Source organism: Curtobacterium sp. MCBD17_021, assembly GCF_003234525.1.
Lineage (GTDB): Bacteria > Actinomycetota > Actinomycetes > Actinomycetales > Microbacteriaceae > Curtobacterium.
The window spans coordinates 163,762-190,428 of sequence record NZ_QKTS01000006.1 but is presented as its reverse complement, the minus strand read 5'-3'; the positions used below and the strand labels follow the sequence as shown (position 1 = coordinate 190,428).

Annotated in this window: 28 protein-coding genes; 21 read left to right on the top strand and 7 right to left on the bottom strand. The window is 71.5% G+C overall.

From position 1 onward, the window contains the following. Positions 1-126 precede the first annotated feature (126 nt). The 3 genes from DEI83_RS07975 to DEI83_RS07965 are packed head-to-tail and all read left to right on the top strand — an operon-like array spanning position 127 to position 2,980. Complete coding sequence (locus DEI83_RS07975; protein ID WP_258371109.1) at positions 127-1,440, top strand: sensor histidine kinase; 1,314 nt, start codon at positions 127-129, stop codon at positions 1,438-1,440. A gap of 29 nt (positions 1,441-1,469) precedes the next feature. Further along, on the top strand, positions 1,470-2,132 hold the full coding sequence (locus DEI83_RS07970; RefSeq protein ID WP_111052564.1) for a response regulator transcription factor: 663 nt from the start codon (positions 1,470-1,472) through the stop codon (positions 2,130-2,132). Next, on the top strand, positions 2,129-2,980 hold the full coding sequence (locus DEI83_RS07965) for a DMT family transporter (protein WP_111081292.1): 852 nt from the start codon (positions 2,129-2,131) through the stop codon (positions 2,978-2,980). The genes DEI83_RS07970 and DEI83_RS07965 overlap by 4 nt, the downstream gene beginning before the upstream one ends. A 120-nt stretch (positions 2,981-3,100) precedes the next feature. Here DEI83_RS07965 and DEI83_RS15895 read toward each other — a convergent pair whose 3' ends face one another. Beyond that, positions 3,101-3,253, bottom strand: coding sequence for a hypothetical protein (locus DEI83_RS15895; RefSeq protein ID WP_181431126.1), 153 nt, complete (start codon positions 3,251-3,253; stop codon positions 3,101-3,103). A gap of 112 nt (positions 3,254-3,365) precedes the next feature. Then, on the bottom strand, positions 3,366-3,737 hold the full coding sequence (locus tag DEI83_RS07960; protein WP_111081290.1) for a hypothetical protein: 372 nt from the start codon (positions 3,735-3,737) through the stop codon (positions 3,366-3,368). A gap of 268 nt (positions 3,738-4,005) precedes the next feature. Here DEI83_RS07960 and DEI83_RS07955 point away from each other — a divergent pair, with 268 nt between their 5' ends. Both DEI83_RS07955 and DEI83_RS07950 read left to right on the top strand, forming a co-directional pair. Continuing rightward, on the top strand, positions 4,006-4,479 hold the full coding sequence (locus DEI83_RS07955) for a MarR family winged helix-turn-helix transcriptional regulator (protein ID WP_111081289.1): 474 nt from the start codon (positions 4,006-4,008) through the stop codon (positions 4,477-4,479). Between the two features lie 175 nt (positions 4,480-4,654). Beyond that, positions 4,655-4,903, top strand: coding sequence for a hypothetical protein (locus DEI83_RS07950; RefSeq protein ID WP_111081287.1), 249 nt, complete (start codon positions 4,655-4,657; stop codon positions 4,901-4,903). Between the two features lie 73 nt (positions 4,904-4,976). Here the strand turns inward: DEI83_RS07950 and DEI83_RS07945 are convergent, their stop codons facing one another. After that, on the bottom strand, positions 4,977-5,942 hold the full coding sequence (locus DEI83_RS07945; RefSeq protein ID WP_181431125.1) for an AraC family transcriptional regulator: 966 nt from the start codon (positions 5,940-5,942) through the stop codon (positions 4,977-4,979). A 115-nt stretch (positions 5,943-6,057) separates the two neighbouring features. Here DEI83_RS07945 and DEI83_RS07940 point away from each other — a divergent pair, with 115 nt between their 5' ends. From DEI83_RS07940 to DEI83_RS07935, 3 genes are all read left to right on the top strand, one after another. Continuing rightward, positions 6,058-6,555 (top strand): ATP-binding protein, encoded by a 498-nt coding sequence (locus DEI83_RS07940; RefSeq protein WP_181431124.1) that lies wholly within the window; start codon positions 6,058-6,060, stop codon positions 6,553-6,555. Between the two features lie 193 nt (positions 6,556-6,748). Beyond that, positions 6,749-6,877, top strand: coding sequence for a hypothetical protein (locus DEI83_RS16220; protein WP_258371108.1), 129 nt, complete (start codon positions 6,749-6,751; stop codon positions 6,875-6,877). A 54-nt stretch (positions 6,878-6,931) separates the two neighbouring features. Further along, positions 6,932-7,294: a hypothetical protein gene (locus DEI83_RS07935; RefSeq protein WP_111081283.1), complete on the top strand. Its 363-nt coding sequence runs from the start codon at positions 6,932-6,934 to the stop codon at positions 7,292-7,294. Between the two features lie 47 nt (positions 7,295-7,341). Here DEI83_RS07935 and DEI83_RS07930 read toward each other — a convergent pair whose 3' ends face one another. Then, the gene (locus tag DEI83_RS07930) at positions 7,342-8,385 is read right to left on the bottom strand and encodes a LacI family DNA-binding transcriptional regulator (RefSeq protein ID WP_111081281.1); all 1,044 of its coding nucleotides are present in this window, start codon (positions 8,383-8,385) and stop codon (positions 7,342-7,344) included. Between the two features lie 102 nt (positions 8,386-8,487). On the opposite strand from DEI83_RS07930, the gene DEI83_RS07925 reads away from it, so the two are divergent. The 10 genes from DEI83_RS07925 (at position 8,488) to DEI83_RS07880 (ending at position 22,690) form a co-directional block, all read left to right on the top strand. Then, the gene (locus tag DEI83_RS07925) at positions 8,488-9,786 is read left to right on the top strand and encodes a sugar ABC transporter substrate-binding protein (RefSeq protein ID WP_111081279.1); all 1,299 of its coding nucleotides are present in this window, start codon (positions 8,488-8,490) and stop codon (positions 9,784-9,786) included. Positions 9,787-9,822: 36 nt separating this feature from the next. Continuing rightward, complete coding sequence (locus DEI83_RS07920) at positions 9,823-10,701, top strand: carbohydrate ABC transporter permease (protein WP_110823792.1); 879 nt, start codon at positions 9,823-9,825, stop codon at positions 10,699-10,701. Continuing rightward, positions 10,698-11,675: a carbohydrate ABC transporter permease gene (locus tag DEI83_RS07915; protein WP_220036761.1), complete on the top strand. Its 978-nt coding sequence runs from the start codon at positions 10,698-10,700 to the stop codon at positions 11,673-11,675. The genes DEI83_RS07920 and DEI83_RS07915 overlap by 4 nt, the downstream gene beginning before the upstream one ends. Further along, positions 11,675-13,030 (top strand): glycosyl hydrolase, encoded by a 1,356-nt coding sequence (locus DEI83_RS07910; protein ID WP_111081276.1) that lies wholly within the window; start codon positions 11,675-11,677, stop codon positions 13,028-13,030. The genes DEI83_RS07915 and DEI83_RS07910 overlap by 1 nt, the downstream gene beginning before the upstream one ends. A 115-nt stretch (positions 13,031-13,145) precedes the next feature. Further along, positions 13,146-16,181 carry a glycoside hydrolase family 38 C-terminal domain-containing protein gene (locus DEI83_RS07905; protein ID WP_111081274.1) on the top strand — a complete coding sequence of 1,012 codons (3,036 nt, stop codon included), beginning with the start codon at positions 13,146-13,148 and terminating at the stop codon, positions 16,179-16,181. A 125-nt stretch (positions 16,182-16,306) separates the two neighbouring features. Next, positions 16,307-17,281, top strand: coding sequence for an endo-beta-N-acetylglucosaminidase H (locus DEI83_RS07900; protein ID WP_111081272.1), 975 nt, complete (start codon positions 16,307-16,309; stop codon positions 17,279-17,281). A 15-nt stretch (positions 17,282-17,296) separates the two neighbouring features. Continuing rightward, positions 17,297-20,494: a GH92 family glycosyl hydrolase gene (locus DEI83_RS07895; protein WP_111081271.1), complete on the top strand. Its 3,198-nt coding sequence runs from the start codon at positions 17,297-17,299 to the stop codon at positions 20,492-20,494. Between the two features lie 67 nt (positions 20,495-20,561). Further along, positions 20,562-21,422, top strand: coding sequence for an alpha/beta fold hydrolase (locus DEI83_RS07890; protein ID WP_111081268.1), 861 nt, complete (start codon positions 20,562-20,564; stop codon positions 21,420-21,422). Beyond that, entirely contained in the window at positions 21,415-21,987 is a 573-nt protein-coding gene (locus DEI83_RS07885) for a TetR/AcrR family transcriptional regulator (protein ID WP_111081266.1), read from the top strand. Before DEI83_RS07890 ends, DEI83_RS07885 begins: the two co-directional genes overlap by 8 nt. A gap of 49 nt (positions 21,988-22,036) precedes the next feature. Next, entirely contained in the window at positions 22,037-22,690 is a 654-nt protein-coding gene (locus tag DEI83_RS07880) for a hypothetical protein (RefSeq protein WP_146243268.1), read from the top strand. On the opposite strand, the gene catA is transcribed toward DEI83_RS07880, so the two are convergent. Then, on the bottom strand, positions 22,658-23,323 hold the full coding sequence (gene catA / locus DEI83_RS07875; protein WP_111081262.1) for a type A chloramphenicol O-acetyltransferase: 666 nt from the start codon (positions 23,321-23,323) through the stop codon (positions 22,658-22,660). The two genes, DEI83_RS07880 and catA, sit on opposite strands and share 33 nt — an antisense overlap. A 57-nt stretch (positions 23,324-23,380) precedes the next feature. Here catA and DEI83_RS07870 point away from each other — a divergent pair, with 57 nt between their 5' ends. The 3 genes from DEI83_RS07870 to DEI83_RS07860 are packed head-to-tail and all read left to right on the top strand — an operon-like array spanning position 23,381 to position 24,804. Next, on the top strand, positions 23,381-23,989 hold the full coding sequence (locus DEI83_RS07870; protein WP_111081259.1) for a GNAT family N-acetyltransferase: 609 nt from the start codon (positions 23,381-23,383) through the stop codon (positions 23,987-23,989). Between the two features lie 33 nt (positions 23,990-24,022). After that, positions 24,023-24,493, top strand: a complete 471-nt coding sequence (locus DEI83_RS07865; protein WP_111081257.1) for a hypothetical protein — start codon at positions 24,023-24,025, stop codon at positions 24,491-24,493. Continuing rightward, a complete protein-coding gene (locus tag DEI83_RS07860; RefSeq protein ID WP_111081255.1) occupies positions 24,493-24,804 on the top strand; it encodes a transcriptional regulator in 312 nt (103 codons plus the stop codon). The genes DEI83_RS07865 and DEI83_RS07860 overlap by 1 nt, the downstream gene beginning before the upstream one ends. Positions 24,805-24,821: 17 nt before the next feature. Here the strand turns inward: DEI83_RS07860 and DEI83_RS07855 are convergent, their stop codons facing one another. Together DEI83_RS07855 and DEI83_RS07850 are read right to left on the bottom strand one after the other, a co-directional pair. After that, positions 24,822-25,943, bottom strand: coding sequence for a HAMP domain-containing sensor histidine kinase (locus tag DEI83_RS07855; protein ID WP_111081253.1), 1,122 nt, complete (start codon positions 25,941-25,943; stop codon positions 24,822-24,824). Beyond that, on the bottom strand, positions 25,940-26,626 hold the full coding sequence (locus tag DEI83_RS07850) for a response regulator transcription factor (protein WP_111081251.1): 687 nt from the start codon (positions 26,624-26,626) through the stop codon (positions 25,940-25,942). Before DEI83_RS07850 ends, DEI83_RS07855 begins: the two co-directional genes overlap by 4 nt. Positions 26,627-26,667: the final 41 nt, after the last annotated feature.

The window sequence follows — 26,667 nt, the reverse complement described above, 5'->3', positions numbered from 1 at the left end:
GCGCCACGGGACCCGCGACGATGCTCGCGTACGGGATCGTGCACCTGCTCGACGCCGCCGCCGTCGGCCCCACGGGGCTCCGGGCAGGGACCGGCGTCGCCGGTGCGTCGTGGTGGCGGCAGCGGCATGTCGGCCGGCGCGTTCTACCGGGAGGCCTGGCGTCGGTCACCGCGGGACTTCGGGTACATGGCCCTCACCGCGGTGCTGCTCTGCACGCTGTACTTCGCGTTCCCGGCGGTCCTCGGCATCGGAGGCCTCGGCTCGCGCGACGTGTTCAACCCCTTCACCCTGCTGCTCTTCTTCGTGGCGCTGTTCGTCGCGCGTTGGCTCGGCCAGTTCGAGAAGCTCCGGATGAGCTGGGCGGAGCCGCGGCCGATCCGACCGGTGGACTGGACACCCCGCTGGCAGCAGAACTGGTGGACGCGCACCGGCTCCGCCGTCGCGAACCCGCACTACTGGCTGTACCTGCTGCACGCGGTCGTCGTCTACCCGATGGCGGCGGTGGTCACGGTCGGTGCCGGTCTGCTCCTGGCGGTCGGGTTCCTCTGGCCGGTCGCCGTCGTGCTGGCCTACGTCGTCCTGGGGCAGTACGTGCTCGACCCGAACCAGATCGGCTCGATCGCCGGGCTCGTCTTCCTCGCCCTCCTGTCGATGGCGGCGAGCGTCGTGCTGTTCCCGCTCTGGCTGCGCGGTTCGGTGCTCGCCCACTACTGGATCGACCACGGGCTGCTCGGGGGCTTCCGCGCCGAGGTGCTCGAGCAGCGGGTCGCGGGCCTGCAGGCCTCCCGCGCGGGCGCCGTGACGGCCGAGGGGCAGGCGCTCCGCCAGATCGAACGCGACCTGCACGACGGCCCGCAGCAGCGGCTCGTCCGGCTCCGGATGGACCTGGCATCGGCGGAACGGTCGTTCGAGAAGGACCCGGAGCGCGCCAAGCGTCTCATCTCCGAGGCGTCCGGCCACGCCCAGGACGCACTCGACGAACTCCGGGCGCTGTCCCGTGGGTTCGCACCGCCGATCCTGCTCGACCGCGGGCTCGTCGCGGCCCTCGAGGCCCTGTGCTCCCGCTCGCCGATCCCCGTCGGGCTCGACGTCCGCCTGCCCGACGGGCTCGAGCTCGGGTCCGAGGTCCAGCGGAACGTGTACTTCACGGTGAGCGAGCTGCTGACGAACACCGCGAAGCACGCCGGTGCCTCGGCGGCCGGGGTGTACCTCGGGCTGCTCGTCGACCCGTCTGGGACGTGGTTCCTCACCGTCAGCGTCACCGATGACGGCCACGGCGGCGCGAGCCCGCGCGAGGGACACGGCATCGAGGGCCTGATGGGCCGCATGCGCGCCCTCGACGGCGAACTGACCGTGTCGAGCCCTCCCGGTGGTCCCACCGAGGCGACCGCGAGGATCCCGCTCGGCGCACTGAACGGCGTGCCCACCCCGCGCGCCTGACCGCTGCCGGTCGTCGCTAGGCTGACCGCATGACCGACGGCCCGGATGCAGCACGCATCCGGGCCGTCGTCGTCGACGACGCCGTCCTGCTCCGCGAGGGACTGGCCCGCGTCCTCGACGAAGCCGGCATCGACGTCGTCGGTCAGTTCGGCGACCCGGCCTCGTTCCTGGCGGCGCTGCCCGCGCTCGCGCCCGACGTCGTCGTGATGGACGTGCGGATGCCGCCGACGTTCACGGACGAAGGGGTCCGGGCCGCCGTGCAGGCCCGGCGGATCGCGCCCCGGACGGGGATCCTGCTCCTCTCGCAGTACGTCGAGGCGACCTACGCGGAAGACGTCCTCGCCGCCGGCAGCTCGGGCATCGGCTACCTGCTCAAGGACCGCGTCACCCGGCTCGACGAGATCGACGACGCCGTACGCCGGGTGGCCTCGGGCGGCACGGTGCTCGACCCCGAGGTCGTCACGCAGCTCATGAGCCGCCGCCGCGACCCGCTCGCGGCCCTGACCCCGCGCGAACGCGAGGTCCTCGGGCTGATGGCGGAGGGCCGCACGAACGCCGCCATCGCCCGCGCCCTGGTGATCGGCACCGGAGCGGTCGAGAAGCACGTGTCGAGCATCTTCGCCAAGCTCGCGCTCGAGGACACCGGCGAGGACCACCGCCGGGTCCTGGCCGTCCTGGCGTACCTCGGATGAACCGGGTCCCGGCACCGCTGCTGGCGCTCGCCGCGATGGTGTCGGTCCAGATCGGTGCCGCGGTCGCGAAGACCCGGTTCGAGGAGGTCGGCTCGCTCGGCGCCGTCACCCTCCGGCTCGTCATCGGCGCCCTGGTCCTGGCGTCGGTCGTCCGCCCGCGCGTGCGGCACTGGACGCGTGCCCAGTGGTGCGGGGCCGTCGTGCTCGGTCTCGCCCTGGGCGGCATGAACGTCTTCATCTACCTGGCGTTCGCGACGATCCCGATCGGGGTCGCCGTGACGATCGAGTTCCTCGGCCCGCTGGCGCTGTCCCTCGTGCACACCCGCCGGTGGCGTGACGCCGTCTGGGCCGCCCTCGCGCTCGCCGGCGTGGTGCTGCTCGGCGTCGGGCCCGCAGCGGTCGGTGACGCCGGGGGAGTCGTCGCCGCGGTGCTCGCCGCAGCGTGCTGGGCCGCCTACATCGTGATGAACCGGCGCGTCGGCGCGGCGATCCCCGGGATCGACGGCCTGAGCGTCTCGATGCTCGTCGCGATGGTCGTGGCGCTCCCGTTCGGGATCCGGCCCGCGGTCGAGGGCGTCGTCGCGGCCCCGGTGCTCCTGGTGGTCTTCGGCGTCGTGGCGGTCCTGTCGAGCGTGCTGCCGTACGCGCTCGAGATGACCGCGCTCCGCCGGATGCCGACGCGGGTGTTCGGCGTGCTGCAGAGCCTCGGTCCGGCGATCGCGGCCCTCGCCGGACTCGTCGTCCTCCACGAGGCGCTCTCACCCCTGGAGGTCGTGGCCCTCGCCTGCGTCACCGCGGCGAGCGCCGGTGTCACGCTCACCGCGCGCCGCGGAGCGGCGCCGCTCTGATCGACGGTGGTCGTGACCACCGACTGCGGTGTCCGGGACCTGACGCGGGCCTCCCGGCCGGCCAGGAGGCCCGAACCACGTCGGCGGTGCGACCGACGTCGGTCGCACCGGGCCATCCGTCTACTCGCCGCGGAGGAAGTCCGCGTACGTGGGTTCCGCCTGCACACCGGACAGGAGCGACGGGTCGTTGACCCGACGGTCGACGTAGGCCGCGATGACCTCGGGTGGGGTGAGCACGTGGGCCACCCAGGACGGCACCTCGGTCTTCTTCATGGTGCCTCCTTCCGATCCCCGGTCCGGACGGACTGCTCGAAAGTCGAGCATCTTCGCGAACCGGTGTGTCGGAAACGATCCTCGCGGTCGTCCGCGAAGTCAACGCAGTGCGTCAGGCGGACTCCGGTGAGCGCTGTCGGACCGGTCGGGGATCGGAGCGTGCGCCGTTCGTCGGGGTGTACCCGGTACGGGGGTCGGCGGCGCGGAGGGTGCGGTGCTTGACCGCTGAGCGCCAGATCCACGCGTCGGCCTGCTGCCCGAACTGGGCCCACTCGACGAGCACGGCGTCCCGTGTCCAGCTGCGGGCGAACGCCTTGACGCGGACGTGGAACGTCGGGAACTGCACCCACGCCCAGACGGGGATCGGGGTGACGGCGTGACAGACGTCACCTCCCCTGGCCTCCTCCGACAACGAGAAGGCGCGGGGGCGTTCGACCTCCGGGTGTTCCGGGGGCTGCCACCGGTTCTCGCGACGCCGTCCCACCCTCGTATTCGAACGTGCGTTCGAATGCTGCGTCAAGTCCGAGGTATGTTCCGGCGTGTCCGCGTCGGCGCTTCCTCGGGTCGGAGGCGGCGCCGACGTCACCGACCCCGGGGTCGATGGGACCGGCATCCGTGCGGGACGGGCGGTGACCCGTCGCCACCGGCCTGCCACACTGGACGCAGCCCGACCCGAGTTGGCAGTTCGGCACGAGCGGGTGACGCGCGGGTGGTCCGGCGCGGGGAGCAGCGGGCTGTGGACGGAGGCGGTGATGGCGGAGCATCACGAGGGGGTGCCGGTGGGTGTGCTGCTGCTGGAGTCCGTGAACCGGTTGCGGGCGGCGGAGACGATGCTCCAGACCCGCGCCCGTGCTCGGATGGCCCTGCGTGCCAGCGACTTCCAGGCACTCCAGTTCCTCGCTGCCCGCGGATCCGTCGGGGCGCCCGCTCGAGCGACGGACCTCGCGGACGTGCTCGGTGTCACCAGTGCTGCTGCGACCCAGACGGTCGATCGCCTCGTCGACCGTGGCCTCGTCGAGCGGCAGCCCGATCCGGACGACCGCCGGTCTCGGATCATCCGCCTGACCGCCGACGGGGAGCGCGGTCTGTCGGAGGCGTACGAGGACCTCCCCGGCGCCGTGCAGGAGTTGCTCGACGCGGTGCCGACCGCCGAAGCAGAGCGCATGATCGCGCTCGCAGCCGCGGTGCAGGTCGTCGTCGACCGCACCGCCACCCGATCCCTCTGACCAGATAGCGCTTCTGGTTAAGAAAGTTAGGCGCACGGCGGGCTGGTTCGTAGCCTGATCCCCGTCAGGAACCCAGTGCCCCTCGCGACGACCCCGGCAGCCACGCCGGAAGCACGACCCGGGTAGCGCCTGCACAGTCGTCGTGGCCGCCGTGCCACGGGAAAGGCCGTACTGCATGACCGTCCTCCTGGACCGCCCCGCGACCGCCGTCACCACGCAGCCCGAGCTCCGATGGGCTGCAGCGGACGACGGTTTCTGGGTCGCCGATGACGCCGGTGCCTTCGCCGGCACGGTCGACCAGCACGGGCGTCACTTCTTCGTCCGGAACGGGTTCGGGGAGTACCTCGGCGACTACCGCACCCTGCGCGCGGCGCAGACCGCGCTCGCCGAGCACGCCCGTCGGGCCCGGGCCTCCTCGTGCTGACCGTCCCCGACGGTCTGACGAGCGCCCATCGCCGCGTGTACTACCGGCTCGTGGCCGTCGACACGGCACTGCACTACCGCTCGACCGGCGTCCGATCCGTCGACGCCTCGCGGAGCACCTCACCCGGAAGCTGGCCGAACTCGGACCGGTAGGCGCTCGCGAAGCGGCTCAGGTGGTGCATCCCGACGGACCGCGCCACCGCCGCGACCGATCCGGCAGACCCCGATTCGAGCTGCTCGCGCGCGAGCAGCAGTCGGATGCCCTTCAGGTAGGTCAGCGGGGACGTTCCATGGACGCGTTGGAAGGCGCCCTGCAGCCCACGGACGCTGAGCCCGGCCGCCGCCGCGACGTCGTCGATCGTGATGCGGTCCGGGACGTGGTCCAGCAGGAAGGCCTCCGCCTTGGCCAGTCGTGTCCGCGCTGGTGCCTCCCGTCCCTGCCCGACGGGCCAGTGCGGCACCGCGGTCAGCAACCCCGCGGCCGCGTACCGGGTCAGTTCCCGTTCCCGTTCCGCCGAGACCGGGCCGACGCTGCCGAGGATCTCTCCCGCGATCGAGCGGACGATGAGCCACCAGGCCGCCAGGGGTGCGCCTTCCGGCACGTGGTGCGGCTTGAACTCCAGCGGGGCCTGGTTCCACCCGCCGCGCTCGGCGGCGACCCGTTCGACGGTGTCCCGGTCGATGCGCATCACGTCCTCGGCGAAGTCGTCCCAGCGGAACGACTGTCGGCCTTCCCGGTAGATGACCGGACGGCCGACCAGCAACTCGTCACCGTCCACCGTGCCCCGTCCGGACTTCAGCCAGGCCACGATCACCTCGCCGTCCCCCTCGACCTCGCCCCGGACGGTCCCGGTGCTCTTCGTGGACTCCAGGGACAGCAGCTCCGTCCCGGTCACCGTCTCCTCGAAGGAGAACGGCTCCTCGCCCGCCGTCACCTGCAGGCCGTGGGTGCGGTACGCCCGCGCGACCAGTTCCCGCGCGTGCGCGATGTCCCGGGTCTGCTCGACCGTTCGCGTCCGTTCCACCGTCGCTTCGTCCACCAGCTGATTCTGACGGATGCACGACGAAGGGCGTGACCGGCTGCACACCATGTCGGACCGGTGTCCATCCGGGTGGTCGTGGCCGGCGGGGGCGATCGGATGTGAGGATGTGCCCATGGGAACTGACGGCGCGGATGTCTCGGCGATCCACGGGCCGGCCTGGGAACGCACGGTGCTGCTCGTGGTTCCGCCGAACGACGTGGACGAGGTGCACGAGTCGGTGGACGACCTCTGGCACCTCAACGCCGACCTCGGCACCGCGGAACGCATCCGGTTCGAGACCGCGCTGCTCGAACTCGCGGGCAACGTCATCGAGCACGCCGAAGGGAGCGAGCGCCTGCTGTGCCAGTTGACGCTCCGGCGGACGTCGACCGCGTTGGAGGCGGTGCTCAGTGACAGCGGAGCAGAGGTGCACGTGCCGTTCCGCACGGAGATGCCGGACCCCGAGGAGATGGCGGAGTCCGGGCGCGGGATCGCGATGATCGAGTTGCTGATGGACGACTTCTCGTACGAGCGCGACCCCGAGGGGAACCGATGGCGCCTCGTGATGGGCCTCCCCGAGCCGCTCCGACGCGAGCGTGACGTGGCCGCCGACGAGGGCGGCGCGGGCTGAGCGCACCGTGGAGCGGCCTCGATCGAGCCGCGATCGCGGGACCGCAACGCGCACACACGGGCCGGGGAGCAAGCTCTGGGTCATGTCGATGAGTGGTCCTTTCAATCCCGTTGGTCAACCCGATCCCGGTGACGCGCCGGTCGACTCGACGTCGCTCAGTGAGATCGACCGAGAGCGTGGTCAGGCTGAGCAGGTGACGTCGGGGATCGACGACCAGAGCCCGACCGGGGCGGACGGCCCTGCTGCCGACGGAACGGACGGGCAGCCCGTGTTCCGCACGCCGCAGCCGGGCGACCGGTTGCACCCCGAGGACCTCGGTTGAGCCGGGCCGGAGCCGTTGCACCGGGTGTGGGCCGACAGGACCTACCCTGAGCGGATGCTCTCCCGACGCGACGCCGCTGTCCGGCTCGACATCCCCCTCGAGATGGCGACCCACCACGGGATTCCGGCGCGCCTGAGCGAGGCGGAGCTCGAGGCGATCGAGCAGGACCCGCCCGCCTGGCTCGTCCAGTCGCGGGCGAACCGCACCGGCGCCAAGAAGGTGTGGGTGCACCTCGAGTGCGTGGTCTGCGGGTTCGCCGAGGTCGCCCGGCCGAAGAAGTGGTGGCCCGACTGGGACCACCTGATGTGCGACTACCACGCGCCGTACCAGGCACCCGAACCTCCCGCGGGGTTCACCCGGCACGAGGTGGAGGGGATCGGCAGCCGGTTCGTCGCCCTCGTCGACGAGCGGTCGTAGCCCAGCCGGAGTCCGCCCCGGTGCTCGAGGGCTCGCCGAGCGGGTCCTCAGCTCCCGACGCGCGCCGTGGACTCCCGCACGCTCAGCGTCAGCTCCGGCCCCGGCCGTGACGGCAGTGGGCCGTCCGCCTCGATCTGCTCGCGGAGCAGGACCGCCGCCCGCTGCCCGAGTTCGACGGTGTCGCGGGTCAGGGACGTGATCGCGGGGCGGACCAGGCGGATCATGGCCGAGTCGTCGAACGACACGATCGACACGTCCTGCGGGACCCGGACCCCCATCTCGCTCGCGACGCCGAGGCCCGCGACGGCCAACACGTCGTTGTCGAACACGATCGCGGTCGGTCGTCGCGCGCCGGACAGCAGGCGTCGGGTCGCAGCGGCACCGGCCTCGGCGGAGTAGTCGGTGGGCACGGACTCGGTGCGGTCGTCGTCGCTGGCGTCGGGGAAGGTGCCCGCGAAGGCCCGGACGCGTTCGATCCGCAGCGCCGTGTGCTCGAACTCCGGCGGGCCGGAGACGTGGGCGATGCGGCGGTGCCCGAGTGCCCGGAGGTACCGCAGGACGGTGTCGGTGGCGTCCGAGTCGTCGATCCAGACGCTCGGTGCCGATCCGGCCGGAGTGGGGTGCGAGCCGACGACGACCGACGGCATCCCGAGCTGGGTGAGCAGGCGGAGCCGCTCGTCGTCCCGGCGCGGGTCGATCACGATGACGCCGTCCACGCGGTGCCCACGCCACCAGTCCCGGTAGGTCTCGAGCTCCTCGTCGGCATCGCGGGCGACGAGCAGCGTCATGCCGATGTGGGTCCCCGTGAGCCCGAGCTGGATCCCCGAGATGAGGTCGCCGAAGAACGACTCGGTGCCGAGGGTGCGTGCCGGCCGGTTCAGCACGAAGCCGATCGACCCGGCCTTCGCGCCGCCGAGTGCACGGGCGGCGGTGTGCGGCTGCCAGTCGAGTTCTCGTGCCGCCTGGCGGACCCGCTCGCGGGTCGCCTCGGAGACGCCGGGGCGCCCGTTCAGCGCGAAGGACACGGCGCTGATCGAGACGCCAGCCCGTGCCGCGATGTCGGCGATCGTCGTCCGGCGTCCTGTGGCCACGGGCTTGACTATAGCGCTTTAGTCAGGCATCGTCGCCGTCACGCAGCGGTTCACCGATGACGGCTGAACCGGTTCAGTAGCTCGACGAAGGAGTCAGCAACGATGAGAACCACCCCACGCACGACGTCGGGCCGAGTGGCCGCGATCCTCGCCGGCGCTGCCGCCGCAGCGCTCGTCCTCACCGGTTGCTCGAGCGGCAGCGGGGCGGCCACCGGTGGAGGTGGCGACGGAGAGGTCAGCGGGTCGATCACCCTGCAGACCTGGGCACTCACGCCGACGTACACGGACTACCTCGACGGCGTCGTGAAGGCGTTCGAGGAGAAGTACCCCGACGCGGAGGTCGAGCTCGTCGACCAGCCAGGCGACGGCTACGCCGAGAAGGTGCTCAGCCAGGCGTCGTCGAACTCCCTGCCCGACGTCGTCAACCTGCCGCCGGACATCGCCCTGCCCCTCGCCAAGCGCGGGTTCCTGCAGGACGTCGCGAAGGACGACTCCACGCTCGGGAAGACCTACGTCGAGGGCGCACTCGCGGCCTACCGGTACAGGGGCGTCGACGGCACGTTCGGGTACCCGTGGTACCTCAACACCGACATCGACTACTGGAACAAGACGATGTTCCAGCGGTGCGGCCTCGACCCCGAGAACCCGCCGACGACCACCGACGAGCTCTTCGACCAGGCCGCGACCATGCACGAGCAGTGTCCGGACGACTACCTCATGAGCCGCAAGCCCGGCCTGTCCGACTTCTCGCTGGCCGGTGTGAAGATCCTGAACGCAGACGGCACGAAGTTCACGTTCGCAGACTCCTCGAAGGCCGCCGACCTCATCGCGAAGTACGCGAAGGCCTACCAGGACGGGCTCATGCCGTCCTCGGTCCTCAACACCGACTACCTCGGCAACTCGACCCTGTTCACGCAGGGCAAGGTCGCCTGGACCACCGGCGGCGCGACCGCGATCAGCGACTTCGAGAAGAACAACCCGTCGCTCAAGGGCAACATCATCGTCTCGCCGGCCCTCGACAACCCGCCGCTGTACGTGCAGGGCCTCAGCGTCTCGGCGAAGAGCAAGCACCTCGCCACCGCCGAAGCGCTCGCCGCGTTCATGACCAACGCGGAGAACCAGGAGGAGTTCGCCCACCTGGTGAACATCTTCCCGTCGACCAAGTCCTCGCAGTCCGACCCGTTCTTCTCGGAGGACGACGGCACCGTGCAGGCGAAGGCCCGCGTCCTCGCGAACGACGCCCTGAAGACGGCGAAGAACCTCAACCCGGTCGAGGCGAACTCGGCGATGACGGACTTCCTCGACCAGCAGATCGCGCTGGCCATGAAGGGCGGCACGAGCCCGGAGAAGGCGCTGCAGAACGCCCAGACCAAGATGAACACCCTGCTCGCCAACGGCTGATCGAGCCCGCCACACGAAGGAAGAGGGAGGATCGTCATGCGTGCGAACCGCTGGTTCACGCCCTGGCTGCTGGTGCTGCCCGCACTGGTCTGGCTGCTCGCGTTCAGTCTCTGGCCGTCGATCAACACCGTGCGGCTGTCGTTCACGAACGCCAGCCCGCTCGGTGGGGTCAGTGCGTGGGTGGGGACGGCGAACTTCCGGACCCTGCTCGCGGACCCGCAGGTGTGGGAGGCGCTGCTCAACAGCGTCATCTACATGGTGGTGTGCCTGCCGCTGCTGACGGTCCTCCCGCTCCTCATGGCCGTGCTCGTGCAGCACAAGATGCCCGGGATCGCGTTCTTCCGGACCGCGTACTACACGCCGGTGATCGCGAGCGCGGTCGTGGTCGGGCTCATCTGGAACTGGATCCTCGACGACCGCGGCGTCGTCAACGAGATGGCGCAGTCGCTCGGCGTCGTGCAGGGCGCGATCCCGTTCCTGTCCGACCGGTGGCTGCTGCTGTTCAGCGCGATCAGCCTGACCGTGTGGAAGGGCCTCGGCTACTACATGATCATCTTCCTGGCTGCTCTCGGGAACGTCGGCAAGGACCTGCACGAGGCCGCCGCTCTCGACGGCGCCGGGGCGGTGCGCCGGTTCTGGTCGGTCACCATGCCCGGCGTCCGGGGCACCATGACGCTCGTCGGCATCCTGGTGTGCGTCAGCGCCCTCCGGGTCTTCAGCGAGCTCTACATCCTGACGAACGGGACGGGTGGCCCCGGCGGCCAGGACAACTCCCTCGTCATGCTCATCCAGCAGTACGCCCGCGGCTTCACCGGCAACCTCGGCTACGCGTCCGCCCTGAGCCTCCTGCTCTTCGCCGTGACGTTGATCCCGATGCTCGCCCTCGCCCGGATGAACAGCAAGGCGGACAAGTGACGAACACGACCAGCACCAGCGAACCGGCCATCGGCGGCAACGCCGGTGTCGCCGCACCGACACCCGACGTGGCCGGCGCGACGGACGCGGGCCGTGCCTCCCGGCAGTCCCCGCCAGGGGGCCGCAAGCGCCGCCGCGCGGTCTGGGGCGTCATGTCCACCCGCGAGAAGGTGCTCCGCTACGTCCTGCTCGTCGTGGTGCTCTTCATCACGATCGGTCCGTTCCTCTGGCAGCTCTCGACCTCGCTCAAGGGCACCGGCGAGGACATCTACACCGCGAACCCGTCGTTCATCCCGTCGCAGCCGACGTTCGGCAACTACCTCCGCGTGGGCGACGCCATCCCGGTCTTCGGGTACATCGGGAACTCGCTCATCGTCGCCGCGATCGACGTCATCGGGAACATCGTGTTCGCCACGCTCGCCGGTTTCGCCATCGCCCGCCTGCAGTGGAAGGGCCGCAAGGTCGTCCTCGGCCTCTTCCTCGCCACCCTCGTGCTGCCGGGTGAGGCGACGATCATCTCCCAGTTCGTCACGGTCAAGGACCTCGGTCTCGCCGACTCGCTGGTCGGTGTCGCCCTGCCCGGCATGATCGCGGCGCTCAACGTTCTGCTCATGTACAACGCCTTCCGGCAGGTGCCCGAGGAGATCGACCAGGCCGCCGTGATGGACGGCGCGAACGCCATGCAGCGGCTCCGGTACATCTCGTTGCCCGCCGTACAGGGGACGATCGCCGTGATCGCGATCTTCTCGTTCATCGGCGCGTGGGACGACTTCCTCTGGCCGCTCATCGTGCTGCAGTCGCCGGACAAGCTCACGCTGACCGTCGGACTGCAGTACCTGCAGGGCACCTTCGCCACCGACCAGCGCATGATCGCCGCCGGCACGATGATCGCCTTCATCCCGATCGCGGTGATCTTCGCGGTGCTCCAGCGCTTCTTCTTCAAGGGCGTGGAAGAGGGCGGGGTGAAGGGCTGATGCGCTTCGGGGTGAACCACACGCCGTCGGTCGGCTGGTTCCACTCGTGGCTCGACTTCTCGGCCTCGGACACCGCGCGGGACCTCGAGGCGATCGCGTCACTCGGCGCCGACCACGTGCGGATCTTCCCGCTCTGGCCGGTCGTGCAGCCGAACCGCACCCTGATCCGGCCGTCCGCGCTGGAGGACGTCGCCACGGTCGTCGACATCGCCGGCTCCTTCGGGCTCGACGTGAACGTCGACGCCCTGCAGGGCCACTTGTCGAGCTTCGACTTCGTGCCGTCATGGCTGGAGAGCTGGCACCGCCGGAACATGTTCACGGACCCGGACGTCGTCGCCTCGACCGCGGACTACGTGCGGGCGCTCGCCGGGGCGGTGGCCGACCGGCCGAACCTGCTCGGTGTGACCATCGGCAACGAGGTCAACCAGTTCGCGCACGCGCCGCACCCGTCGCCGTTCGAGACGAGCCCGGGGCAGGGGCACGCGTGGGCGGCGGCGATGGTCGCCGCAGCGCGCGCCGGACTCGGCATCGGTACCGGTACCGACAGCAGCCGGGAGGCCCGTGGTGCCTCCGTCCCGCCGGCCCGGCAGCCGCTGGTCACCCTCGCCCAGTACGACGCCGCCTGGTACGACGACGCCCAACCGTTCGGCCCCGAACACGCGGCCGAGCACGGCGACGCGACGGTCACCCACTCGTGGGTGTTCAACGGTGCCGCCCGCCTCCACGGCGCCCTCGGCCCCGGGTCCGTCCGCCACGGCGAGTACCTGCTCCAGCTCGCCGCCGCGTGGAACGGACGCGCAGACCGGCCGAACTGGTTGCAGGAGGTCGGCGCGCCGACCAACGTGGTGGACGTGGCCGACGCCCCGACGTTCACCGAGCAGACGATCCGGCACGCCCTCGATGTGCAGGAGCTGTCCGGCATCACGTGGTGGTGCTCGCACGACGTCTCCCGGTCGCTGGCGGACTTCCCGGAGCTGGAGTACGACCTCGGGCTGCTCACGAACGACGGCCGCGTGAAGCCGACGGGGGAGCGGTTCCGCGAGATGGCCCTGGCGTTCGGCGACGGCCGGTACCAGCCCCCGACCCCGCCCTCGACCGCGCTCGTGCTCGACGACGTCGCCCCGGACGGGGCGCCGCTCGGCGGGACGCGGGCCGACTCCGCCCCCGGTGGCCGGTTCGCGGTGGCATGGCTCGCGCTCGCCGAGCAGGACGGCCGCGGCCCCCAGGTCGCGCTGCGCTCGCGACTCGGCGACACCGCACTCCTCGCCGCGCGGGGGATCACCACCTGCGTCGACGTCCCGACCGGCACGGCGTCGGCGACCGTCTCCGTCGCGCACCCCGCGACGATGCCCTGATCGCACTGATCGCACTGACCGCACTGACCGCACTGACCGCACTGACCGCACCACCCCGCACGACGCCCCACGCCCCGACGACCCGGACGCGCACCGCCGTCCCCCGGAGGACCCCATGCACGACGACATCCCGCTCACCATCGGCCGCGCGCGACGCGTGCTCGACGAGCGCATCCTGCCCGAGGTGCACGCCACCGCCGTCCCGCTCGACACCGCCTGGCACGAGCTGCCCGGCGAGCCGATCGCCCCCGCAGAGGGCCTGTCGCTCACGTTCGAGCCGTACGAGGTCGGCACGCCGTGGGGCGCCGCCTGGGGCACCACGTGGTTCCGGCTCTCCGGCACCGTGCCCGAGAGCTGGGCCGGGCAGCGGGTCGAGGCCGTCGTCGACCTCGGCTTCGACAAGAACATGCCCGGCTTCCAGTGCGAGGGGCTCGTCTACCTGTCCGACGGCACCCCCGTGAAGTCGATCAACCCGCGCAACCAGTGGGTGCTCATCGCGGAAGCAGCCGTCGGCGGCGAGACCGTCGAGTTCTTCGTCGAGGCGGCGTCGAACCCGGTGCTGCTCGACTACCACCCCTTCCTCGTCACGCAGGAGGGCGACATCCGGACGTCGTCCCCGAAGCGGCTGTACACGAGCCGCCGGATGGACCTCGCCGTGTTCGCCGCCGAGGTGCACGAGCTCGCGCTCGACATCGACGTCCTGCTCGAACTGCAGGAGGAGCTGCCGCAGGGCCCCCGGCGGATGCGGATCCTCCAGGCGCTCGACGACGCCCTCGACGCCCTCGACCTGCAGCACATCCCGGAGACCGCGACCGATGCACGCGCCGCGCTCGCCGAGGTGCTCGCAGCACCCGCCGAGGCCTCCGCGCACCGGATCTCCGCCGTCGGCCACGCGCACATCGACTCCGCCTGGCTCTGGCCGGTGCGCGAGACGATCCGCAAGGTCGCCCGCACCACCTCGAGCATGACCGAGCTCATCGGCCAGACCGACGACTTCCTCTACGGCATGTCGAGCGCCCAGCAGTACGCCTGGATCAAGGAGCACCGCCCCGAGGTCTACGCGAAGGTCAAGGACGCCGTCGCCGCCGGCCGGTTCCTGCCGCTCGGCGGGATGTGGGTCGAGTCCGACACCGTGATGCCGACCGGCGAGAGCATCGTCCGCCAGTTCTCGCAGGGCCAGCGGTTCTTCGAGCGCGAGTTCGGCATCCGGCCGAAGGGCGTCTGGCTGCCGGACAGCTTCGGGTACTCGCCGGCGCTGCCGCAGCTGATGCGCCGCGCGGGCTTCGAGTGGTTCTTCACGCAGAAGATCTCGTGGAACCAGGTGAACAAGTTCCCGCACCACACGTTCCTCTGGGAGGGCATCGACGGGTCGCGGGTGTTCTCGCACTTCCCGTCGATGGACACCTACAACTCGCGCTTGTCAGGGTCCGAGGTCGCCAAGGCGTCCCGCCAGTTCCGCGAGAACCGCCTGGCCACCGGATCGATCGCCCCGGTCGGCTGGGGCGACGGCGGCGGCGGCACGACCCGCGAGATGACCGGCACGGCGGCGCGGTTGGCCGACCTCGAGGGCAGCGCCCGCGTCACGTGGGAGCACCCGGACGCGTTCTTCGACCGCGCGAAGTCCGAGCTCGAGAACCCGCCGGTCTGGGTCGGCGAGCTCTACCTCGAGCTGCACCGGGCGACCCTCACCAGCCAGCACCAGACCAAGCAGGGCAACCGCCGCAGCGAGCACCTGCTCGTCGAGGCCGAGCTGTGGTGCGCCACGGCCGTCGCCCGCACCGACTTCGCCTACCCGTACGACGAGCTCGACGCGCTCTGGCAGCAAGTGCTCCTGCAGCAGTTCCACGACATCCTGCCGGGCACCTCGATCGCCTGGGTGCACCGCGAGGCCGTCGAACGGTACGCGGAGATCGCGGAGCGCCTGGAGGCCCTCATCACGTCCGCCCTGTCGGCGCTCGCCGGCGACGGGGACCGGTCGGTCGTCGTGAACCCGGCCCCGAGGCTCCAGGGCGGTGCCCTCGCCCACAGCGCCGTCCTGACGACGGACCTGGAGGCGACGACCCCGGTCACGCTCGCCGAGGCGGACGGCGGCTTCGTGCTGACGAACGACCTGGTCCGGGTCGTCATCGACGGCCGTGGGCTCGTCCCGAGCGCGATCGACCTGGCCACCGGTCGGGACGCGATCGCCCCCGGGCAGGTCGCGAACCTGCTCCAGCTCCACCAGGACTTCCCGAACATGTGGGACGCGTGGGACGTCGACCGGTACTACCGGAACCGGGTCGACGACCTGGTCGACGTGACCGCCCTGCGCGGGTCGGTCGACGAGGACGGCACCGCCCGCGTCACCGTGTCGCGCACGTTCAGCGAGTCGACGGTCACCCAGGAGATCACGCTCGCTCCCGGAACGCGGACGCTCGAGTTCGACCAGGTGACGGACTGGCACGAGACCGAGAAGTTCCTCAAGGTGGCGTTCCCGCTCGACGTCCGCGCCGAGCACACCATCGCGGAGACCCAGTTCGGTGCGCAGAAGCGGGTGACCCACACGAACACGTCGTGGGAGGCCGCGAAGTTCGAGACGTCGATGCACCGCTACGTGCTCGTCGAGGAGCCCGGGTTCGGCGTCGCCCTGGTGAACGACTCGATCCACGGGTTCGACGTGACGCGCGACGCGGTCGACGGCCACGTCACGACGACGCTGCGACTGTCGCTCCTGCGGGCCCCGCGGTTCCCCGACCCGGAGACCGACCAGGGCGTGCAGACCCACCGGTACGGCCTCGTGATCGGGACGGACGTCGTCGGTGCGACCGCGGCCGGCACCGTGATGAACACCGCGGCCCGACGGGTGACCGGTGCGCACGGGTTCGACTCGCTCGTGCAGGCGTCCGGCGACGTGGTGGTCTCGGCGGTCAAGCTCGCCGACGACCGCTCGGGTGACCTGGTCGTCCGCGTGTACGAGCCCGAGGGCCGCCGTGGCACCGGAGGCCTGGCGGTCGACGGGCCGTTCGGCGATCCGGTCGAGGTGACGCTCCTCGAGGAGACCGACCCGGCGCTGCCGGGCGTCGCCGCGGTGACGGACGGGGTCGCGGCCTTCCCGGTCGAGGCCTTCGAGGTCCGCACCTTCCGGTTCCCCCGACGGGGCGAGGCGCACTGACGACGGGCTCAGAAGACCCCCGCCGCCGGGACTTCGGGTGTCCCGGCGGTGGGTCCCACGGCCGGACCGGTCGTGGGCCCGCGGCGGCACCTCGCCGCCGCGGACACCACTCGAAGAGGAGTGTCATGCAGAAGACCATGAAGATCGGGATCGTGGCGGCGCTCGTCGCCATGGTGGCGGCACCGATGGTGCCCGCCGCCGCGTCGGCAGCACCGGGCGGACCGGCAGCAACGCAGGGCCACGGCTCGGGGTACGGCAACGGGCACGGCCACGGCCACGGGCGACCGGGGCAGCACGCTACGACCAAGTCCGGGCCGACGAGCATCGCCTACGTCGAGGTGAACAACGACGAACTCCGGAACGTCGGCCGGTACACGCTCGAGAACGGCGCGAACGCCTTCGACGTGGCGATCATCTTCGCCGCGAACATCAACCGAGACGCGGACGGCGACGCGGTCCTGTACGCCAACGAGAACGTGCAGCGCACCCTCGACCAGGCGGCCACGCAGATCCGTCCGCTGCAGGCCAAGGGCATCAAGGTGACGCTCTCGGTGCTCGGGAACCACCAGGGCACCGGCCTGGCGAACTTCACCTCGAAGGCGGACGCGCGCGACTTCGCGGCGCAGGTGTCGGCGACCGTGGAGAAGTACGGGCTCGACGGCGTCGACCTCGACGACGAGTACTCGGACTACGGCGTGGACGGCACACCGCAGCCGAACGACCAGTCGATCGGCTGGCTCATCTCCGCGCTCCGCGCGGACATGCCCGGCAAGATCATCTCCTTCTACGACATCGGCCCGTCGTCGACGTCACTGCAGGAGGAGAAGCCGTCGATCGGCCACAAGCTCGACTACGCGTGGAACCCGTACTACGGCACCTACACGGCGCCGACCATCCCGGGTCTGCCGAAGTCGAAGCTCTCGGCCGCGGCGGTCGACATCCAGAACACCCCGGTGGACCTCGCGGTCACGCTCGCGGAGCGCACGAAGGCCGACGGGTACGGCGTCTTCATGACGTACAACCTGCCGGACGGTGACGTCAGCCCGTACGTGTCGCAGTTCACGCAGGTGCTCTACGGTCAGTCCGCCGTCTACAAGTAGGGGAACGATCGATCCATGAGTGACGAGCGCCTTGGCGGCCCGACCACTGACAGCCCGACGAACACCGGTCCCGTGACCGCGGTCGCGGCCCGGAACGGGGTCGGGTTCGTCTCCCAGCAGGCGACCCTGGTCGAACAGACCGACCCGAGGGGGACCGTGCAGGTCGTCCCGGGGTTCGCGGGACGCGAGGTCGGCCCCGCCGACGTCCTGACCTGGGTCTGGTTCCCGGAGCGGTCGCTGCCCGAGGGGCAGACCGAACCGGGTGTCTCGGACCTCGACCGGTTCTGGGCCGCCACGGCGTTCGCACTCGACGTCGTCTTCACCGACGGCACCCGCCTGAGCGAGGGCGGTGCACGCGACCAGTACGGGGACGCGGTCAAACCCGAGGCGCAGGACGACGCCCGCAAGCAGTGGGTCGACCAGTGGAACCGGCGGACCGTCGACCTGTCGGCGGTCGCCGGCCGGGTGGTGGACCGCCTGGAGGCTCGGCTCGGGAGGGCAGACCGGCCAGCGACCGTCGACGGGTCAGACAGCGCCGTGCGCGGCTGGCTGGACGACGTCCGCATCGAGCCGGCCGGTCTCAGGACCGGCGCCGTGCCTCCTGGCTGTCGCCCGCTCGACCACGTCCGCACCACCCGGGGGACGCACTCGTCGGGTACGTTCTCGCGCGGGAACAACGCCCCGCTCGTCGGACTCCCGCACGGCGGGGTGTTCGGCCTGCCGATGACGAACGCGTCCGACAACCGGTGGCCGTACGCCTACCAGGAGCACAACCGGCCGAGCGACAACCGGCCCGCGATCCAGGCGTTCGCGACGAGCCACCTGCCCTCGCCGTGGATGGCCGACCGCGGGGTGTTCCAGGTCATGCCGTCGCCGCTCGCCGAGCCCGACGTCGACCGGGTGGCCCGCGCGCTCGGGTTCGACCACGTCGACGAGCTCGACGGCCCGCACCGGTACCGGGTCACCCTCGACGAGGGCGTCACCGCGGAGATGACCGCGGGGGAGTTCGCCCTGGCGTGGCGGTTCACCGGTGTCCGCAGCGTCGTGCTCGACCACCACGGCGTGCTCCGCTCGTGCTCGGTCCGGCTCGAGGACGGCACCGCCGTGGTCGCCGCCCTGCTCGACGACCGCGCCGAGACACCGCCGCACCACGTCCACGTGCGGATCGCGAACGCCGTCGCGGAGCACACGACGTTCGTCGACGGCGAGCTCCGCGGCTGGATCGAGGTCGCCGGGGACACCGACGTGCTGCTCGGCATCTCCACCGTCTCCGCCGAGGACGCCGTCGCGAACCTGCGTGCAGCGGGCGACTTCGACGCGATGCGCGAGCACGCCGAGGACCGGTGGGTCGCCGAACTCGACGTGCTCCAGGTCGAGGGCGCCACCGAGGACCAGCTCGTGTCCCTGTACTCCGGCCTGTACCGGGCGTTCCTCTACCCGACGCGCGCGGGGGAGAGTGCCCTGGACGGGACACCGCGCCACCGTTCCCCGTACGGCGACGTCTTGTCCGAGCCGATCCGCGACGAGCCCGGCCCCGAGGTCGTCAACGGACCGTTGACCACGACGAACGGGTTCTGGGACACCTACCGCACTGCCTGGCCGTTGCTCGCGCTCCTCACCCCGGACACGGCGGCCGACCTCGCCGAGGGCGTGGTCGGACACTTCGCCGACGGCGGCTGGACCCCGCGCTGGAGCGCCCCCGGCGCCGAGGACGTCATGACCGGCACCACGAGCGACACGGTCTTCGCCGACCTCGTGGCCAAGGGCGTCGACGGGTTCGACGTCGAGCAGGCCTACCGGTCGGCGGTGCGGAACGCGACCGTCCCCGTACGCGACCGACGGGTCGGGCGGAAGGGGAGCCTCCCGGGGCTGTTCCGCGGGTACGTCGACACGGCGACCGGCGAGGGGATGTCGTGGACCCTCGACGCAGCCATCAACGACTGGGGTGTCGCCGTCCTGGCGCGGGTGATGGCGGAGCGTGCCGCGGCTGCGGGCGACGCGGCCGGCGAGGCGCGGTACCGGGCCGAGCACGAGTGGTTCGCCCGCCGGTCCCTGCAGTACCGGAACGTCTTCGACCGGGAGCGCGGGTTCTTCATCGGCCGGACACCGGACGGAGCGTGGCGCGCTGCCGAGGACTTCGACCCCGACGTGTGGGGGAGCGACTACACCGAGACGAACGCGTGGGGCACGATGTTCACCGCGCCGCACGACGGGGCCGGTGTCGTCGACCTGCACGGCGGGCCGGTCGCCTTCGACGCCGCCTTCGACCGGTTCACCGAGCGTCGGGAGACCGGCGCGACGGACCGCTCCGGGTCGTACGGGTTCGCGATCCACGAGATGACCGAGGCGCGGGACATCCGCATGGGCATGCTCGGACTGTCGAACCAGCCGGCGCACCACATCCCGTTCTTCCCGATGTTCACCGGACGGCACGACGACGCGCACCGCATCGTCCGCGAGTGCCTCGACCGGCTGTTTGTCGGCTCCGACCTCGGCCAGGGGTACCCCGGCGACGAGGACAACGGCGAGATGAGCGCCTGGTACGTGTTCGCGACGATCGGGCTCTACCCGTTGGCGCCGTCGACCGGCACCTACGTGCTCGTGCCGCCGTCGGTCCGGCGGACGGTGCTGCGTCCGCTGGGGAGTGGTTCGTCCACCGTCATCGAGACCACCGGTACCGGCCGGTTCATCGCCGCCGTCACGGTCGACGACGAGCCGTGGGGGTCGATCAGCATCCCGCACGCGGTGGTCGTCGGGGCGTCGCGGATCGTCGTCGCGCTGTCGGAGACACCGGTCGGGTGGGCCGCGGACACGCGCCCGGCCTCGGCGTCCGAGCTGCACGGGTACCGGGACACCCCGGACGACGTCCTGCCGGTCGGTGCCTCGCCGCTCACGGACGACACCGGAGCGACCGTCGTGTCGCTCGCCGCGGGGGAGTCCGTCGTGGTTCCGGTCACGGTCGCGGCGGCATCGCTCGTCACGGTGACCGCGGACGCGGCGGGCACGGCATCGTGGCGGATCGTGCTGCGGGACGCCGACGGGCGCGTGGTCCATCAGTTCGACGCGCGGGACGAGGAGTTCGTCTGGGGCGGGCAGACGCGGGTGTTCCCGTTCGCCGGCGGGGTCAGCGCGGGGACGCTCTCGTTCGAGGCCGTGACACCCGTCACACTGACGCAGCTGCAGTGCATCGCTGCCGACGGGAGTCGGTCCTGACCGGGTGTTGACACTTCCCGGCTACGGGTATTAGCTTGTAGCTAACACTCGTAGCCAGGAGTCGCTCATGCTCGAACACATCGCACTCGACGGCGGCACGATCGCGGTCGAGGTCAGCGGCACCGGTCCGCTGGTCGTCCTCGCGCACGGCATGGGTGACAGCCGCCACTCGTACCGGTTCCTCGTCCCGGAGCTCGTCGCCGCGGGCTACCGGGTCGCGAACGTCGACATCCGCGGTTGCGGGGACTCGAGCACCGCCTGGTCCGGCTACGAGCGTGCCGACATCGCCGCCGACCTCGTGGCCGTCGTCCGGCACCTCGGTGGGCCCGCCGTCATCGTCGGGCAGTCGATCAGCGGTGGCGCGGCCACGATCGCCGCCGCGGACGCACCCGACGTCGTCGCCGGCATCGTCGAGCTCGCCCCCTTCACCCGCGCGCAGTCGTTCGACCTCGGTGGGTTCCTCCGCAACCGGAACCAGCACCGCGCCGGGACGTTCCAGCTCCTCAAGGTCATGACGACGGGCCGCCTGCCGGGTTGGCTCGCCTACCTCGACATCGCGGTGCACACCAAGCCCGTGGACTGGACGGAGGAGCGTCGCCGCATCGAGGAGACGCTCCAGCAGCCCGAGCGCATGGCCGTCCTCCACGCCATGACGAAGACCTCCCCGGCCGACGCCGGCGCCCGGCTCGTGGACGTCCGCTGCCCCGTCCTCGTCGTCGAGGGTGGCGCCGATCCGGACTGGGCCGACCCCGCCGCCGAGGGACGCCGGGTCCTCGCCGACCTGCCGTCCGACCTCGGCGAGCTCGCCGTGATCGATGGAGCGGGGCACTACCCGCACACCGAGACCCCGGCCGAGGTCCTGGCCCTCCTGCTCCCGTTCCTCGGCCGCACCCTCGCCGCGATCCCCGCCGGGGACGACCGTGCCTAGGGCCGGCCTCGACGCGGCGGTCGTCACCGAGGCCGCCGCCGCGCTCGCCGACGAGTACGGCCTCGCGCAGCTGAGCATGAGCACCGTCGCGGAACGGCTCGGCGTCAGGGCGCCGTCGCTCTACAAGCACGTCGACGGCCTCACCGACCTCACCCGACGCGTCGCCGTCGTCGCGGTCGCGGAACTCAGCGAAGCGCTGCGGGACGCAACCCAGGGGCGAGCCGGGAGGGACGCCCTCGCCGCCGCCGCCGGTGCGGTCCGTCGGTACGTGCGTGAGCATCCCGGTCGCTACGCGGCCACGACCGGTGCCCGCCCCGCGGACGCCGACGACCCGCTCACCCTCGCGCTCGACCGGACGCTGTCGTCGTTCTCCGCCGTCCTCCGCGACTACGGCCTCGACCCGGCGGACGAGGTCCACGCGCTCCGGATGCTCCGGAGCGTGCTGCACGGCTTCGCGACGCTCGAGGCGTCCGGCGGTTTCCAGATGGGGACGGACGTCGACGAGAGCTTCACGTGGATGATCGACTTCCTCGACCGCGGCCTGCGCGCCGGACCGTCGCGATGAGCGCCGGCGCGGTTGCGAGCGGGGTGCGGGACAGTGGCACAGTGACTCCGTGATCGATCCACGCTCGCCCGACGCGTCTGCGTTCGTCGCTCCCGACGGCGCGGTGTACGTCGATCGTGACGGCCACAGCGACGAAACACCCCGGCGGTGGCGTGCGGTGTACGACCCGGTGACGGTTCGACGGTCGGAGCGCCGGAGGTACTTGCTCGGGTGGGTGGTCGCGATCGCGCTGTTGGCCCTGACGACCACGGCGGGCCTCGGGGTGGCCGTCATCGTCGCGGGTCGGACCCTCGACGCTCAGATCATCGGCTCGGCGATCGGCTTCACGTCCGGGCACGTCGTGGTGCTCGGAAAGCTCCTCCGTGCACCGCGGGACCGGCGCCCGCCCATCGCGCTCGTTCCCGACGTCGTGCTGCGTGCTGCGCCTGCCGGTGCGGACGCTGCGGACGTGTGGCGGTGGTCGGTCGCCGTCACCACAGAGGACGCCGCCCGTCCGGCCATCGGGTACGAGACCTACGTCGAGCGTCCGTTCATGCAGGAGCAGGCCGATCGGGCACGGGAGCGCTACGCAGCGGTGTACCGGGCGTACCTCGCGGCCGCGCGGGAGTCGGGTGTGCCGCCCCACGAGCCCGCGATCCCTCTCGGCGCGGCCGATCAGAGCGGAATGGGCTCATCTGGCGGCTCCGGAGGTCCAATGCGCTGACGCCAACAGCTCCTGCAACTCGGTGACCAGACGGGCCGTGTGGAACCCGTCCGCTGCCGCGTGGTGGATCTGGACTGCCAGGGGCAGGAAGACCCGGTCCCCGGTTCGCCGGTAGCGGCCGATGGTGAAGATCGGCGACAGGTGGTCCCACGCATCCCGGATGCCCAGCGTGAACCCGGTGAACGACGCCCACGGGATGCTCGACACGTCGAACACGTTCGGCGGCATGTCGTCCTGCGGGAAGAGCGAGGACGCCTTGCGGTACTGGTCGAGGACGTCGACGGCTTCACGGTGGAAGGTCGCGAAGTCCTCGCGGTGCGGTGTCCACACACTCGCGAACGTCTCCCGCTCCGGGTTGAACACCGTGAACGACGGGTGCACGATGTCCCACACCGCCGGGTTCCCGGACGCGTCGAGCGCCATGCGGAACTCGTCGTGCCGGTTCACAACGGTCGACAGCGCCCAGATCTGCGCCACGGAACTCCGGACCGGAGTCCCGTTCAGAGCGCCGACCAGCTCGGTGACATCGACGTCGATGGTCATCGCGTAGGTGCATGGAACACGGTCGCGGTAGTGCTCGAAGTGCTCGCGGCGAGGCCAGGTCGCGATGTCGATCGGCCGGAGGGCGTCCATGGCCCCGAGCCTAGGACGACGAGGAGACACCACCGCCGGGGCGGTACCGTCATCCGCATGGGGTCTGCCTTCACCGTCCGCCACACCGTCGAGGACGACTGGCCACTGGTCCGCGAACTCCGGATCGAGAACGCGACCGACAACCCGATCTCGTACGGGGCGACCCTCGAGACGACCCTCGGCATGACGGAGGACGACTGGCGCCTCCGCGCTCGTCGCGGCCAGGGGGTCGACACCACCAGCCTCGCCGCGGTCGACGACCGGTCCGGCCGCTGGATCGGGATGATGAGCGCCCAGGTCGGGGACGAGGACGGGATCGATCCGGTCCTGACCGGCGTCTTCGTCTCGCCGGCGTTCCGAGGCCGGACGCACGGGGTCGCTGACGCCCTCCTCGGGGGCATCGTGGACTGGGCGGGTCGGCGCGCGGACCGCCTCCGGCTCTACGTGTACGAACACGGGACTCCGGCGCGGCGCTTCTACACCCGCCATCGGTTCGTCGAGACCGGCCGGACCCGACCCGTGGGCTTCGCCGACGGAGTGACGCTGGAGATGGTCCGGGTACTCGAACACGTCGGTCGTCAGGGGAGCGAGATGGCCGGTCGGTGGCAGGACCACCGCATGTTCCAGCGGCTGCGTGACGATCCGCCGGTGGCACCGCTGGGTTGACTTTCCGTTGCGGCAAGTGATTGACTTGCCGACATGGAAAACGAACAGGACCTGACCCGCGCTCGCGAGGCGCTCGCCGCGGTCGACGCCACCCGCGCCTCCGTCGCCGACCGCCTCGTGACCCCCTGGTGGTACCACCCGACCCTCGGCCTGCTGGCCGCCGCCTACCTCGTCGGCTACACGCTCGGCGACACGATCGTCCGGATGATGGTCCTCATCGCCTTCTTCGTCGGACTCGCCACACTCGCCTCCGTCTACCGCCGCCGGACCGGCGTCTGGGTCTCGGGACACCGGGCCGGTGCCGCGACGCGCTGGGCGGTGGCGATGGGGGTGTCGGCGGTCGTCGTGGTGGTCACGGCCATGGTCGTGCACGCCGCCACGGGTCTCCTCTGGCCGGTGTGGGTGTGCGCCGCTGTCCTCTTCGTCGGGATCGTCGCCCTCGGCCGGCGCTTCGACGCGCGCCTGCGCTCGGAGCTCCGGAGTGGCCGCGTGGTGGGCTCCTGATGGAGACGCCACCCAGCACGACGGGGAGCAGCGCCCCGGCGTTCGACGAGGTCGTGCACGCGCCGAACCGTCTGCAGATCTGCGCCTTCCTCGACCCGCTCGACCAGGCCGAGTTCTCGGTCGTCCGCGACGCGCTCGGTGCGAGTGACTCGGTGACGAGCAAGCACGTGAAGGTGCTCCAGTCGGCCGGCTACCTCACGGTGAGCAAACCCACGGGCAACGGCCGCGTCAGGACGTGGCTCGCCCTCACCCCGGAGGGTCGGCGCGCGTACCGAGCGCACGTCGCCGCCCTGCGCGCGCTGCTGGGCTGAGCCGGCCTGCCCCTCGCCTACCGGCTCGGGGGAGCCCCCGCAGCCGGCAGCCGGACCGTCACGACGAGCCCCCCGCCCGCGCGCGGGTCGAGGCGGAGCACCCCCTCGTGCGCGCGGACGACGGCGTCCACGATCGCCAGACCGAGTCCGGCGCCGGCCTGGTCCTGGTGCACCCGGGCGGTCCCGCGTTGGAACGGCTCGGTCAGGGTCGCGACGAGTCCGGGCGCGAGGACCGGCCCGGTGTTCTCCACGACGAGGATCGCCGCGGCTTCGCCGTGCAGGACCTCGGTCGCCGTCGTCACGCGGACGGAACGCCTGTCTCCGGGCGCCGTCGGCTCGGCGTTGTGCACGATCGCGTTGTGGACGAGGTTCGTGACGAGTTGCAGCAGGAGGGCCGGGACCCCGAGCGCGTGGGCGGTCGTGCCCGTCACCTCGAGGGCGATCCTGCGTGCCTCGGCGAGCGGGAGCAGCGCCTCGGTGGCCTCCTCGGCCGCGAGGGAGAGGTCGACGGACGCCCGCGCCGACGGTCGACGACCCGCGCGGCTGAGCAGCAGCAGCGCCTCGGTCAGGTCCACCGCGCGGGTGTTCACGGACAGCAGTCGGTCCAGGAGCGCCGCGTGGTCGTGGTCCGGGTCGTCGCGGGCGACCTCCAGCACGGTCCGCGTGATCGCCAGCGGGGTGCGGAGTTCGTGCGAGGCGTTCGCGGCGAAGCGCTCCTGCGCCTCGACGTGTGCCTCGAGGCGGTCGAGCATCGTGTCGAACGCGTCCGCCAGCTGCCGGAACTCGTCGTCGCGGCCGGGCAGACGCACCCGGTGCGCCAGGGACCCGGTCCCGACGAGCCTGGCGGCGGTGCGCAACCTGGCCAGCGGCGCGAGCACCCGTCCGGCGAGCACCCACCCGCCCAGGAGGCCCGCCACCAGCAGGACGACGAGTGCGGTGACCGCGCGCGGGACGAAGGCGCGGACGAGGTCGGTCCGGTTCGGCACGGAGCCCGACTGCAGGGAGATCTGTTCGGCGGGGACGTAGCGCAGCAGGAACAGCCAGACGACGCCGAGCAGGACGACGCCGGTCACGACGACGACCGCCGCGTAGCTGATCGTGAGCCGCACGCGCACGCTCGTGCCGGCGGGTCTCGTCACGATGGGCGGGCCTCCTCGGCCGTGGAGGTGGCGATCCGGTACCCGACGCCGGGGACCGTCACGATGACCTCCGGCTCGCCGAGCCGCTTCCGCAGGGTGGACACGGTGATGCGGACGGCGTTCGTGAACGGGTCGGCGTTCTCGTCCCACGCACGTTCGAGCAGGTCCTCGGCGCTCACGACGCCGCCGGCGGCGGCCACCAGGACCTCGAGCACCGCGAACTGCTTCCGGGTGACGGCGACGAAGTGACCGTCCCGGACCACCTCGCGGCGGAACGGGTCGATGCGCAGGCCCCCGAACTCCAGGACCGGCGGGCGATGGGGTGTCCGGCGCCGGGCCAGCGCCCGGAGTCGCAGCACGAGCTCGCGGAGGTCGAACGGCTTCGTCAGGTAGTCGTCCGCGCCCACGGCGAACCCGGAGGCCTTGTCGTCCAACCGGTCGGCTGCCGTCAGCATGAGGATCGGCGTCCCGCTGCCGGAGGCGACCAGGTGCGCAGCGACCTCGTCCCCGGACGGCCCGGGGACGTCCCGGTCGAGCACCGCGACGTCGTACGTGTTGACGCTGAGCAGTTCGAGGGCGGTGTCACCGTCTCCAGCCACGTCGCTCGCGATCGCCTCGAGCCGGAGCCCGTCGCGGACCGCCTCGGCCAGCAACGGCTCGTCCTCGAGGATCAACACGCGCACGGGTCGATGGTACGAGCACGGGGGTATCGGGAGCGTATGCG

Bases quoted from the DNA above. Each gene is read 5' to 3' on its own strand.
- DEI83_RS07975 (WP_258371109.1), top strand. From the start codon at position 127: ATGTCGGCCGGCGCGTTCTACCGGGAGGCCTGGCGTCGGTCACCGCGG.
- DEI83_RS07970 (WP_111052564.1), top strand. From the start codon at position 1,470: ATGACCGACGGCCCGGATGCAGCACGCATCCGGGCCGTCGTCGTCGAC.
- DEI83_RS07965 (WP_111081292.1), top strand. From the start codon at position 2,129: ATGAACCGGGTCCCGGCACCGCTGCTGGCGCTCGCCGCGATGGTGTCG.
- DEI83_RS15895 (WP_181431126.1), bottom strand. From the start codon at position 3,253: ATGAAGAAGACCGAGGTGCCGTCCTGGGTGGCCCACGTGCTCACCCCA.
- DEI83_RS07955 (WP_111081289.1), top strand. From the start codon at position 4,006: ATGGCGGAGCATCACGAGGGGGTGCCGGTGGGTGTGCTGCTGCTGGAG.
- DEI83_RS07950 (WP_111081287.1), top strand. From the start codon at position 4,655: ATGACCGTCCTCCTGGACCGCCCCGCGACCGCCGTCACCACGCAGCCC.
- DEI83_RS07940 (WP_181431124.1), top strand. From the start codon at position 6,058: ATGGGAACTGACGGCGCGGATGTCTCGGCGATCCACGGGCCGGCCTGG.
- DEI83_RS07935 (WP_111081283.1), top strand. From the start codon at position 6,932: ATGCTCTCCCGACGCGACGCCGCTGTCCGGCTCGACATCCCCCTCGAG.
- DEI83_RS07925 (WP_111081279.1), top strand. From the start codon at position 8,488: ATGAGAACCACCCCACGCACGACGTCGGGCCGAGTGGCCGCGATCCTC.
- DEI83_RS07920 (WP_110823792.1), top strand. From the start codon at position 9,823: ATGCGTGCGAACCGCTGGTTCACGCCCTGGCTGCTGGTGCTGCCCGCA.
- DEI83_RS07910 (WP_111081276.1), top strand. From the start codon at position 11,675: ATGCGCTTCGGGGTGAACCACACGCCGTCGGTCGGCTGGTTCCACTCG.
- DEI83_RS07905 (WP_111081274.1), top strand. From the start codon at position 13,146: ATGCACGACGACATCCCGCTCACCATCGGCCGCGCGCGACGCGTGCTC.
- DEI83_RS07900 (WP_111081272.1), top strand. From the start codon at position 16,307: ATGCAGAAGACCATGAAGATCGGGATCGTGGCGGCGCTCGTCGCCATG.
- DEI83_RS07895 (WP_111081271.1), top strand. From the start codon at position 17,297: ATGAGTGACGAGCGCCTTGGCGGCCCGACCACTGACAGCCCGACGAAC.
- DEI83_RS07890 (WP_111081268.1), top strand. From the start codon at position 20,562: ATGCTCGAACACATCGCACTCGACGGCGGCACGATCGCGGTCGAGGTC.
- catA (WP_111081262.1), bottom strand. From the start codon at position 23,323: ATGGACGCCCTCCGGCCGATCGACATCGCGACCTGGCCTCGCCGCGAG.
- DEI83_RS07870 (WP_111081259.1), top strand. From the start codon at position 23,381: ATGGGGTCTGCCTTCACCGTCCGCCACACCGTCGAGGACGACTGGCCA.
- DEI83_RS07865 (WP_111081257.1), top strand. From the start codon at position 24,023: ATGGAAAACGAACAGGACCTGACCCGCGCTCGCGAGGCGCTCGCCGCG.
- DEI83_RS07860 (WP_111081255.1), top strand. From the start codon at position 24,493: ATGGAGACGCCACCCAGCACGACGGGGAGCAGCGCCCCGGCGTTCGAC.